At 41.1% G+C, this 10,949-nt stretch carries 8 protein-coding genes; 2 read left to right on the top strand and 6 right to left on the bottom strand.

Going from position 1 to position 10,949, the window contains the following annotated elements; translation table 11 throughout:
• Positions 1 to 22: 22 nt before the first annotated feature.
• Positions 23 to 2,833: an excinuclease ABC subunit UvrA gene (gene uvrA, locus H6795_03185; protein ID MCB9817506.1), complete on the bottom strand. Its 2,811-nt coding sequence runs from the start codon at positions 2,831 to 2,833 to the stop codon at positions 23 to 25.
• A gap of 64 nt (positions 2,834 to 2,897) precedes the next feature.
• Here uvrA and pheA point away from each other — a divergent pair, with 64 nt between their 5' ends.
• A complete protein-coding gene (pheA, locus tag H6795_03190) occupies positions 2,898 to 3,728 on the top strand; it encodes a prephenate dehydratase (GenBank protein ID MCB9817507.1) in 831 nt (276 codons plus the stop codon).
• A gap of 93 nt (positions 3,729 to 3,821) precedes the next feature.
• Positions 3,822 to 4,217, top strand: coding sequence for a hypothetical protein (locus tag H6795_03195; GenBank protein ID MCB9817508.1), 396 nt, complete (start codon positions 3,822 to 3,824; stop codon positions 4,215 to 4,217).
• Between the two features lie 287 nt (positions 4,218 to 4,504).
• Here H6795_03195 and sbcB read toward each other — a convergent pair whose 3' ends face one another.
• From sbcB to H6795_03220, 5 genes are all read right to left on the bottom strand, one after another.
• Entirely contained in the window at positions 4,505 to 5,956 is a 1,452-nt protein-coding gene (gene sbcB, locus H6795_03200) for an exodeoxyribonuclease I (GenBank protein MCB9817509.1), read from the bottom strand.
• 36 nt (positions 5,957 to 5,992) lie between these two features.
• Positions 5,993 to 7,000, bottom strand: coding sequence for an EamA family transporter (locus tag H6795_03205; GenBank protein MCB9817510.1), 1,008 nt, complete (start codon positions 6,998 to 7,000; stop codon positions 5,993 to 5,995).
• Complete coding sequence (locus tag H6795_03210) at positions 6,990 to 8,366, bottom strand: deoxyribodipyrimidine photo-lyase (GenBank protein MCB9817511.1); 1,377 nt, start codon at positions 8,364 to 8,366, stop codon at positions 6,990 to 6,992. Before H6795_03210 ends, H6795_03205 begins: the two co-directional genes overlap by 11 nt.
• Positions 8,347 to 9,630 (bottom strand): GTPase ObgE, encoded by a 1,284-nt coding sequence (obgE, locus tag H6795_03215; GenBank protein ID MCB9817512.1) that lies wholly within the window; start codon positions 9,628 to 9,630, stop codon positions 8,347 to 8,349. The genes H6795_03210 and obgE overlap by 20 nt, the downstream gene beginning before the upstream one ends.
• 95 nt (positions 9,631 to 9,725) lie before the next feature.
• Positions 9,726 to 10,829: a LysM peptidoglycan-binding domain-containing protein gene (locus tag H6795_03220; protein ID MCB9817513.1), complete on the bottom strand. Its 1,104-nt coding sequence runs from the start codon at positions 10,827 to 10,829 to the stop codon at positions 9,726 to 9,728.
• Positions 10,830 to 10,949: the final 120 nt, after the last annotated feature.

A 10,949-nucleotide genomic window follows, 5' to 3' on the forward strand; every position in this document is an offset into this window, starting at 1 on the left:
ATTAATTGCTACTTAAGCAATATTATAAGATTTTTTTAAGGTATTGGCCTGTATAGCTAGTTTTAACTTTTGCAATCTGTTGCGGAGTGCCCTCAGCCACTACCTTGCCGCCGGCTTCGCCGCCCTCTGGACCCATATCTATAATATAGTCGGCACTTTTTATAACATCTAAGTTGTGTTCTATAACAATCATAGAGTTGCCCGTATCTACTAACGCATGCAAAACTTTTAGTAACCTATTTACATCGTCTATATGTAGCCCAGTTGTCGGTTCGTCTAATATATACAAAGTCTTGCCGGTAGGCCTGCGAGATAGCTCTGTGGCAAGCTTAATTCGTTGGGCTTCGCCACCACTTAATGTCGTTGCCGATTGGCCAAGCTGTATATAACCTAAGCCAACTTCTACGAGTGTCTGTAACTTGCGCTTTACCGCTGGGATGTTTTCAAAAAAGTCTAACGCTTGCTCACATGTCATCGCAAGCACATCACTTATTGTTTTGTCTTTATAATGAATTTCGAGCGCTTCGCGGTTGTAGCGTTTACCATGACATTCTTCGCACGGGACATAAACGTCTGGTAAAAAATGCATTTCTATTTTAATAATACCGTCACCGGCACAGTTTTCACAGCGCCCACCTTTTACATTAAAGCTAAATCGGCCAGGACTGTATCCACGTATCTTTGATTCAGGAGTGTTAGAAAATAGCTCTCTAATAGGTGTGAATAACCCAGTGTAGGTTGCTGGGTTACTGCGCGGCGTCCGACCAATTGGTGACTGATCAATTACTATTGCTTTATCTAAGTTCTTTAATCCTGCAATTTCAGTATGTTTCCCAGCAACCAGATTTGCCCGATGGAGCCTCGCTTGGAGCTCTTTCGCTAAGATATCATTGACGAGACTAGACTTTCCAGATCCACTCACACCACTTACTACCACTAATTTACCCAGTGGTATCGTTACGGTTAAGTTTTTTAAATTATTTTCTTTGGCACCAACAATTACCAGCTCTTTGCCGTTACCAGCACGTTGTTTTTTGGGCATAGGTACAGTTCTAATACCACTGAGATACTGGCCAGTGATACTGCTGCTGTTCTTTTCTACTTCTTTCGGAGTACCATGAGCGACAACTTCTCCTCCGTGTATACCAGCACCCGGCCCTATGTCTAATAAATAATCAGCTGTACGAATCGTTTCTTCGTCATGTTCAACAACCAATACAGTGTTGCCGAGGTCACGTAATTTTTTAAGCGTACCTATGAGTCTTTCATTATCGCGTTGATGCAAACCAATTGACGGCTCATCTAGCACATAAAGCACGCCTGTTAAGCCCGACCCAATTTGCGTGGCTAGCCGAATACGCTGAGCCTCACCACCACTAAGGGTGACTGCGCTCCGTGATAGCGATAAATAATTTAAGCCTACGTCGCGCAAGAATGTAAGACGAGCGCGAATTTCTTTAAGTATTTGATGCGCGATCGTTTTTTCGGTATCTGTAAGAATGATAGTATCAAAAAATTCAATAGCATCATCGATAGATAGATTTACTACATCAATGATGGACATATTTTTAACGGTAACAGCTAATACTGCTGGCTTTAAACGAGCGCCCTTACAAGCATGGCACGGCTGTTGGAGCATAAATTTTTCAATATCTTTTTTAATAAATTCGCTCTCTGTTTCTTTGTGGCGCCGTTCTAGGTTAGGGATAACGCCTTCAAAGGTTGTTTCATACGAGCGACCACCGCTGAGTGGCACCTGATATACTTGAGAACCTGTGCCATAAAGCACTTTTTCTAAATCTTTAGCACTGAGCGTTCCAGTTGGTACGTGTATAGAAAAACCGTTTGCTTCGGCCATGGCTTCTACTTTTTTTAAGTACCAGCTGTCTATGCGAATACGGTTCCAGGGCCGTATCGCACCTTCGGCAATGGTAAGCCTCCCGTTTGGCAAAACAAGTTCAGGATCTACTTCAAGCCTATTACCTAGCCCTGTACACACGGGGCATGCACCATGTGGCGAATTAAAACTAAACGTACGAGGCTCTAGTTCTGGAATCGCTATGTCTGGATGATCAACGCAAGCATATAGTAGTGAATACTGGGTGTCTTCTTTATTATCTACGTCGTGTATTATTATCTTGCCGTCACCAATTTCAAATGCTTGTTCGATAGATTGAGTTGACCTGCTAATGACGTCTTGACTCACCACCAGCCTATCAACAACAATATCTATACTGTGTTTTTTCGCCTTATCTAGCACAGGAAATTCATCTAAAGCATAGACAACACCATCAACACGAGCACGGGCAAAACCTGCTCGTTGAAATTGCTCTGGGATGTGCTCAAACGCTCCCTTTTTGTCTACGACAATTGGTGCTAATACCAATATACGTTTATCCATTCGTGAAGAATGAATTAAATCTACCACTGCAGGAATTGTTTGGCGGTTCACTGCTTTGCCGCACTCTGGACAGTGAGGTATACCTATTCTTGCGTAAAGCAGTCTAAGGTAGTCATATATTTCAGTGACAGTGGCTACTGTCGAACGAGGATTACGGCTAGTTGATTTTTGATCTATTGATATAGCTGGGCTTAAACCTTCTATTTGATCTACGTCTGGTTTTTCCATAAGCCCTAGAAACTGTCGTGCATAACTACTAAGACTTTCTACGTAGCGACGTTGGCCTTCTGCGTAAATGGTATCAAAGGCGAGACTAGACTTACCTGATCCTGACAAACCTGTAATAACGACGAGTTTATTTCGTGGCAGGTCAATAGATATGTTTTTTAAATTGTGCTCACGGGCACCTTTAACCTTTATAAACTCTTGCATCGACCATCAATTGTAACAAAATTATATCTAATTTTCTAGATACTTATAGTACTATATGGAAAGTATGAAAAAAATTGCCATACAAGGCCAAGCTGGATCGTTTCACCATGTAGCGGCATGTTCAGTCTATGGTGAAGATATTGCTATCGTTGCGTGCGATACTTTTAAATCTGTATTTACGACGCTACACCAAGGCCAGGCAGATGCAGCGATTGTAGCAATAGAAAACTCACTATATGGGTCTATTAATGAGGTATACGATTTACTTCTTGAATACCCTTTTGCAATCGTAGGCGAAGTAGAAGAAAAAATTCATCAGTGTCTTATTACGCTGCCAGGTGTACATATTTCTGACATCACAGCCGTACACTCTCACCCGGTTGCGCTTTCACAATGTACGAATTTTCTCGATCAGAAACTGCCGCAGGCAACTCGTTACGAACGATATGACACGGCTGAAAGTGTAACGTATATAAAACGGTTACAAGACCCTAAGCATGCAGCTATTGCGAGTAGCGCCTCAGCCCGCATGCATAATTTACCAATCGCCAAATCTAATATACAAAATCATCAATCCAACTCTACTCGTTTTTTTGTTATTGATGCTAAAAAGAACAATTATAGTAGTACTAATAAAGCATCACTTGTTATAGAAACCACTCACACACCAGGGGCGTTGTATGAAGCACTCGGAGTTTTTAAATCATACAATGCTAATCTTACTAAACTACAGTCACGACCAATTCAATCTACCGTTTGGCGCTATATGTTCTATGTAGATATTGAAACAACACCACAAAATATGCCAAAAATTATTGACTCATTGCAAGCAAAGGGTTGTAAAACGATTTTGCTAGGTATGTACACAAAAAATTTAACAACTGTAAACGCATAAGTCGTAGGGTTATTAAATTAGCAACTGTACATCATATGTAATACACAACGACTATCGTAGTAGAAATCAAGTACTAATTGGTACAATACTATAGTGAAAAGACACGTTAAACGCGTAATATATGATGTTGTTGGCATTTTGTTGATACTTATTAGTCCTTTTTTGGGCTGGATTCCAGGACCAGGTGGTATACCTGTGTTTCTTGCTGGATTAGGCTTGCTAGCGGTGCATAATGATTGGGCGAAACGTATTCTAGATTGGGCTAAGATAAATGCCGATCATCTGCTCGCTTCACTGTTTCCACGCAAAAAATCAATTGAACGCGTGCATGATGCAATAGGTATATTGCTTATAATTTTAAGTGGTGTTGCTTTTTATTACCTCACCCCTCCACTGCAATACATTTTAGCAATAGCTTTGCTATCAAGTGCTACCTTTTGGCTTCTGTACAACAGACGTAGGTACCATTGGTTTATAAAAAAACACTAGCTTATTACTACTATTGATTTTTTGTAAAATTTATGATACTTTACAAATATGATCTGGTGGCTTTACTACAATTCTGCACAAATTATTATACTGCTTGCAGGGTTTCACATGCTGCCCCACTACACCGTCGCCTATAAACCCTTTTTTGAGTTAATTGTACTAGGTATTATTCCTGGTACATCTGTGCAATTAGGATTTTATTCATCGCTTATAGTTACACTTTCTTTGTTGCTGGCAATTTTAGTTTTGACTCATAGGGCGCATATAGCTATGCTACCAAAACATACTTAATGCTCTATAGCCGGTATAATGCTTTCTCCCCATAGCCATAGATCTTCAAGAAGCCCAATGTTTCTTTGGTTTCCTGCTGATTCTACAGCAAGTTTTTGAATAAGAGAAAAATAATCATCTGCAGACATACTGTTTGTACCAGTTGTGAGCTTCGTGTGTACGTATTGGTTCCACTCTAGTTGTTCGTCTGCAGATAATACTTCTTTACTGAGGCGTGCCTTGTAGAGTAACAGTAATTTTACGAGCCTTTCATCGTCAAATGTTGGGTGTACGTCAGCCAGCTCTTTCACCTTAGCTTTGCTTACCTGTTGCATCTTTCTTTTATCGGCATCGTTAAAAAAGCCATTATACAATTGGCTATCTACTGTCTGTATATCTACCGCAAGCTCAGTTTGTACGTTTGTCATTTTATCTTCATAGGCTTGTCTGACTCTGTTGGTAAATGTTGGGTCAGCTACTAAGGTACGCCAGTGCTGTTGTATGGCCGTCATATCAATAAAAATATTTTTCTGAGCAGATGGGGTGAGTACCGTCAATGGTGCCACGGCGGGACATTTATTATATACCAGCTCTTTTACTGGTAGTCTGACTGGTGCTGTTTCGTCTTTTGTATATTGCATTCTCTCGAGCATGTCTGGTATAGACATTTTTAGGAATTCTGTTGGATCAAACCGTAAATCATACACAAGTGCACGATTTCCCGGATAGACTGGATGATCTGCTAGTAGTACAGCAACAGACGTTTTTTCGTATGCACCGTTATAACGACCGGTCGTATAAACAAAAGGCTCTCCGCTATTAACTACTGCCTGTACTGCTTGCTTTGTTCGCATGGCATACAAGTACGAAAATAGTTTTGGTTGTGTTTGCTTTATAAGTTTTGCCACGGCAATGGTAGCATACACATCAGATAGTGCATCATGTGCGTTTTCGTGCTGCAAATGATTAACACTTGTAAGCAGCTCCAGCGAGTTAGAAGGCCGGCCATCGCTTGCAAAGGGCCACTCTATACCATCTGGTCGCAAGGCTCGTGTCATCCTAACGACATCTAGCATATCCCATACAGATCTACCGTTAGCGTATGACCACTCGTAAGCGTCATAAAAATTTCTGTAAAGTAAGAATCGAATAAATTCGTTGTCAAATCGAATAGAATTAAAACCGAGTATAGTAGTATAGGGTGTTGCAATTGATTCAATAAAATAGCGACAAAATTCTCGCTCCGAAATTCCGTCGGCAATTGTTTGCTGGGGTGCGATACCTGTCACTAGTATCGCCTGCGGTTCAGGCAAAATGTCATCTGACATTTTAATGAGGGTGTTATCTGGTGGTCCAATTGGCTCAAGATCCAATGTTGTCCGCTGGCCGGCAAATTGCATAATACGTGCACTGCGCGGATTAATGCCACTTGTTTCTAAATCATAAAAATATAATGTGTCATTCGCCATAATCTAAACCAATGGTAGCAGAAATATATACAAATACTACCATTTAACTTCTACACGAATGTGCTCATATGCACGCTTCGGTAACCTAAATATAGCTTGCAGAGTACTTACATCAGCACGCAAATGATGGGCTATATAAACTGGATGAATTTTATTATGGCTTATAAGTAGTCCAGCTATAACTAATGCAGCGCCAATCACAAAAGACGCTGATATTTGTTCACCTAATAAAAAAACGCCCACTAGTGCGCCGGTTGTTGGAGATATAAAACTCACGTCAGCGAGTCTGGGTGCTGGTAATGTTCTGATTGATCGATTATATAACGTTAATGGTATTGCTCCACACAGTATAGAAGCCCCGATAATCCATCCCCACGAAGACACGTTTAATGCACCTAACTCACTCAAATTACCACTAAATATTGCGAATACACCAAACGGTATTACTGCTAGTGAATATTCAATAAACCCAAGTTGTTCTCCTGGTATTTTTTTATATTTTGTTAGGAGCTTTCTACCAATTACAATTGCGGATGCTGTCAAGAAAGCCATAAAGAATAATAATATATCTCCGGTTACAGAAGAGACTGTATCGTTAGTAGCAGAGACTGATCCTAGTATAATTCCGAGCATACCCATTACCGCAATCACCGCTCCAACAATTACACGTTTATGCGGTTGTTCTGATAAAAATATTGCAGCCAAAAAGTATACAATAAACGGAGTAGACAGATGAATAACGGCAGCATGAATAGCAGTAGTTCTTTGAATACCAGCAGAATATAAAAAATTAATTATGACTGTATCTACAATGGTAAAAAGTGCAATAAGCCCCAGTACTCGCACAGATAACCGAACAAATTTTTTGCGTTCTGTTGCATAAATAAAAACTGCACCTAAAATAAATCGAACCGCCAATAATACCGAAATAGATACTACAGCTAAAGATTTTTTATAAAATAATGCAGAAAACCCCCATAATACCCCACTCATAAACAACATTGAGTATGCTTGATGTGAATAACTCCGTACTTTATGTTTCATATTTTTGTATGTAGGCTTCAATATCGAACTTACGTTTAAGCCCATTATATACCATTGATCGTACTGTTCCATATACCGGCCGTTCGCCCCAAGGCCGATCATGAAGTCCAGCTATACTCCACAAAATACCAACATAGCCGTTTGGGTCACCACCGTCAATTGAATAAAAATCATTTAAGTATATGAGTTTTTGCTGTGCTTCTTGCGCACTCTTTGACCACTCAAGTACTTTTTTTGCCCAATACATGCGCATATAGCCATGCATCTTACCGGTCGCAGTTAACTGTCGCTGAGCAGCATTCCATGCAAGGTCGTGCGTATTCGCAGTTTCTAGCTCTTGTAGGCTATATATGTAGTTTCGTGGGTCTGTTTCGTGTTTCTGGAGTGTACGACGTGACCATTCAGGCGCTCCTCGTAGCGTCGTGTAATCTTGGTTATAGTTGCAATAATTATCAGCTAATTCTTTACGTATTACGAGCTCTTCTTGTAGTGCATCAGCGTCATTTTGCAACGCTGCATTAGCAACTACCGCAGCCGAAACTGCATTCATTACAGATACACTCCCTATCTGACCAAAATGTAGATACGGACTTAGGTCTGATGTATGTTGCTTTGTAGGATCATTTCTACTGTGTGCGTAGCCATGTAGCTTCGTGTCAATAAAGTGCTGTAAATGCTGCTGTGCTGCTGTTTCACCTGCGGTGAAACCACTGTGAGTATTGTTTGGTGTGTGCTGGTTAATATATAGGGTAAGATTTTCAGCTACTTCTTTTAGATTCATGACAGCACCCGGCCAGCGATACGGATGTTTTTTTATCGTAGAATGATGATGTATAAAATCGTTATAGTGTGAATATATTTTAGGACGTATCGTACGAGCACTATATTCTTGTTTATTACTGACGAGCCACGGGGGCACAATATTATGAGAATCAACAATACATAGTGGCACTGTTTGAGATAAGACATTTTGCCAGCGTAGTGTGCCACGAAGTGGTGAATAATCAGTTACCATCAGTGCAGGTTTGGTGTGGTGTGCGATATTCCTTAGCACAACATCGTGCGGACCAAATAGGGCAATAAAAGGTATCGCGAGTTTAGCTAATGTTGTTTCTATCTCGCGCAAGCCTTCAATCATGAATACTACATGCTCGCGGGCGCGACCCTTAACAGGAGAAAAACAAAATACAACTGCGAGTGGCAGCTTATGACGCAGAGCATAATCTTGCGCATAAGCTAACCCGAAATTGTCGGTAATTCTTTGATCACGACTCATTACGTAGATTACTGATTGACCGTTTGCATTTGGTAAGGTATTGATTATTTTGGTACGAAGAGCTAACTCACTAATATTGGATTTTTCCACAACTAGGATCTCCAATTTGTATGTGGTCGCCATATTCTATACCTAATTTAAGTAGTTGATTCGTTATGCCCATTTTTTTCAAAATATCGCGTAAACGCATCACGCCAAAGTCGTTTTCGTAGTCTGTGCGTTTTGCAAATAATTCTATTTTCTTACCAGTGACTAAGAATAGCCCATCTTTCACCTTACTTGCGACCCATTGTGTATCGTTTTGTTCTAATGTTATTAACGGTAGTGCATCTTCATCGGCGTGAAGCTCGCTCTGTTTCTCGTCAGCTTCTATTACGAGTTTTGCTGCTTTGTGCAATAATTCTTTGATTTTTGTATGAGCATGCGCAGATACAACACATATTGTGCTACCGTCTGGTATTACTTCACTCAGTAATTCTTTCTGCATCGCAATTATTTCTTCATCTACAAGTTCTGCCTTTGTAAATACAATAATTTGCTGTTTTTGGGCAAGTTCTTGATTATAAGCTGATAGCTCTTTCTGTATCATAGTGTAATCGGTAGCGACATCATTGCTCGTCACGTCAATTAAATGCAATAGCACTTTGCAGCGCGAAACATGGCGTAAAAAGTCATCACCAAGACCTTTGCCTTTGCTTGCCCCTTCTATAAGCCCTGGTATATCTGCAATAAGCAGTGAATGGCTATCTATGTCTACAACACCGAGGTTAGGCACAGTTGTCGTAAAAGGATAATTTGCTATTTCTGGCTTGGCATTACTCACAACACTTAGGAGCGTGCTCTTACCAGCATTTGGCAAGCCAATCAAGCCAATGTCTGCGACAAGTTTCATTTCTAATATAACCGTTCGTTGCTCGCCTTGTTCACCCTTTTCTGCTACTCGTGGTGCTTGTCGTACAGAACTCGTAAAATGTGCATTACCAAAACCGCCAGAGCCACCCTTAGCAATGACTGCTGCCTGATTATCTTCTGTTAAATCAGCAATAACATCACCTGTTTCGGCATTCACAATTGTTGTGCCTATTGGTACGAGTACAACAGTGTCTTTGGCAGAACGACCACGTTTTTTCCGTTTACTTCCTGCCTGGCCATGTTCTGCTTGAATACGTTTTTGATACCTAAACGTCGCAAGGGTATTTTCATTTCTCGTTGCCTGCAATATGACATCGCCACCCTTACCGCCATCTCCGCCATCAGGGCCACCTCTGTCTACAAATTTTTCATGTCTAAAACTAACGATGCCACTACCACCGTCACCAGCCAATACGTCAATCGTCACTATATCTACAAACATACTGTTACTAGTGTACCAGATAGGCTCAAAGAACAGTGTAGGCGAAGCAAATAAATAATCTCTTGTGAGGTTGTGTTGCTAGAATTATCGGTAACTTAACGATATATATAGTTTTGGAACGTAGACGTTGGTACCCAATCGCTGTAGCCTACTCTACCAAAGCCTGCAATACCATTCATATCAGAATACTTCATCATAGTGCCATCAGCTGAAACAGCCTCTACAACAGCAACGTGTCCCCACCAACTCATGGCATCGGTTTGCGCAACAGCACCAGGGACGGGTGTTTTGCTAACAGTCCACCCACTAGATCGGGCTCTGTTATCCCACGTATTGGCATTTCCCCAGTTGCTCGGCACTGCAACCCTGTTGGCTGCATACCACGTACAATAGCCGTAATAATAGCCATTGCCACCATACCGGGCTACAAAGTTATATGCAGGAGCAGTGTTTGAACTTCTATTAGCTGCGGCTGTAGATGAGGTACGTGACGCACGAGGAGTAACTGGCGGTTGACCACCGGCGATAAAAATAGTGTCGCCTGGCTTTAGGCCAGTGAGTTCTGTATCGTTGACGGCTACAAGCTTTTCTGCGGAAGCTCGGTACTTTGCCGCCAAAGATTCAATAGTATCTCCGTCAGCAACCTGATACACAATACCATCAGATGGTGGTATCTTGAGCTCTTTGCCTGAAGGTATGTCTTCAATTGCTATGCCATTTGACCACTTAATAGAATCTGCCGAAACTCCAAATTGAGCGGCGATTTTAGTTACCGTATCGCCTTCTACAGCAACATACGTAGTAATATCGTTTTTAGATTCTGAAGCACCAGTAACTACTTGTGGTTTGGCGACAACAGATTCTTCTGTATTTGCTTGTGTGAGCTGAGCTTTATATGAATCTGCTTGGTTAATAACCATCACTTCTTCTGGCATACTCGTCGCCAATGCAACATTTGCAGCAATATCTGCAGATGACAGGGTGTCAAGTGGTGCAGATTCACCCGTGCTTGATTGCTGCCCAATAAATGACAACGTAGCACTTGAGCCTTGGCTGGCACTATTGTGCCCCACCCACACGAAACCAGTGACAAGCGCAATTACTGTTGCGTTTGCCAGCAATAATCCGTGTTTTTTAAAATTACGTTTAACAGTACGTGATCGTTTTTTACTAAATAATGATCGTTTTTTATGGATCATGGTTTTGGTATTTGCTACAGTCGTTGTTGATGGCTTGTGGGCCAAGGTAACGTTACTAATACAAATCTCCTGACCATATAATTGGTCGTTTCGCTGACACTATCGTTTATGCTTTCTTGT

The sequence above is a fragment of the Candidatus Nomurabacteria bacterium genome (genome assembly GCA_020631975.1).
Classification (GTDB): domain Bacteria; phylum Patescibacteriota; class Saccharimonadia; order Saccharimonadales; family CAIOMD01; genus JACKGO01.

Excerpts from the sequence above, each read along its gene's own strand:
- H6795_03205 (MCB9817510.1), bottom strand. The coding sequence starts at position 7,000 with ATGAAACATAAAGTACGGAGTTATTCACATCAAGCATACTCAATGTTG.
- sbcB (MCB9817509.1), bottom strand. The coding sequence starts at position 5,956 with ATGGCGAATGACACATTATATTTTTATGATTTAGAAACAAGTGGCATT.
- obgE (MCB9817512.1), bottom strand. The coding sequence starts at position 9,630 with ATGTTTGTAGATATAGTGACGATTGACGTATTGGCTGGTGACGGTGGT.
- H6795_03220 (MCB9817513.1), bottom strand. The coding sequence starts at position 10,829 with ATGATCCATAAAAAACGATCATTATTTAGTAAAAAACGATCACGTACT.
- pheA (MCB9817507.1), top strand. The coding sequence starts at position 2,898 with ATGAAAAAAATTGCCATACAAGGCCAAGCTGGATCGTTTCACCATGTA.
- uvrA (MCB9817506.1), bottom strand. The coding sequence starts at position 2,833 with ATGCAAGAGTTTATAAAGGTTAAAGGTGCCCGTGAGCACAATTTAAAA.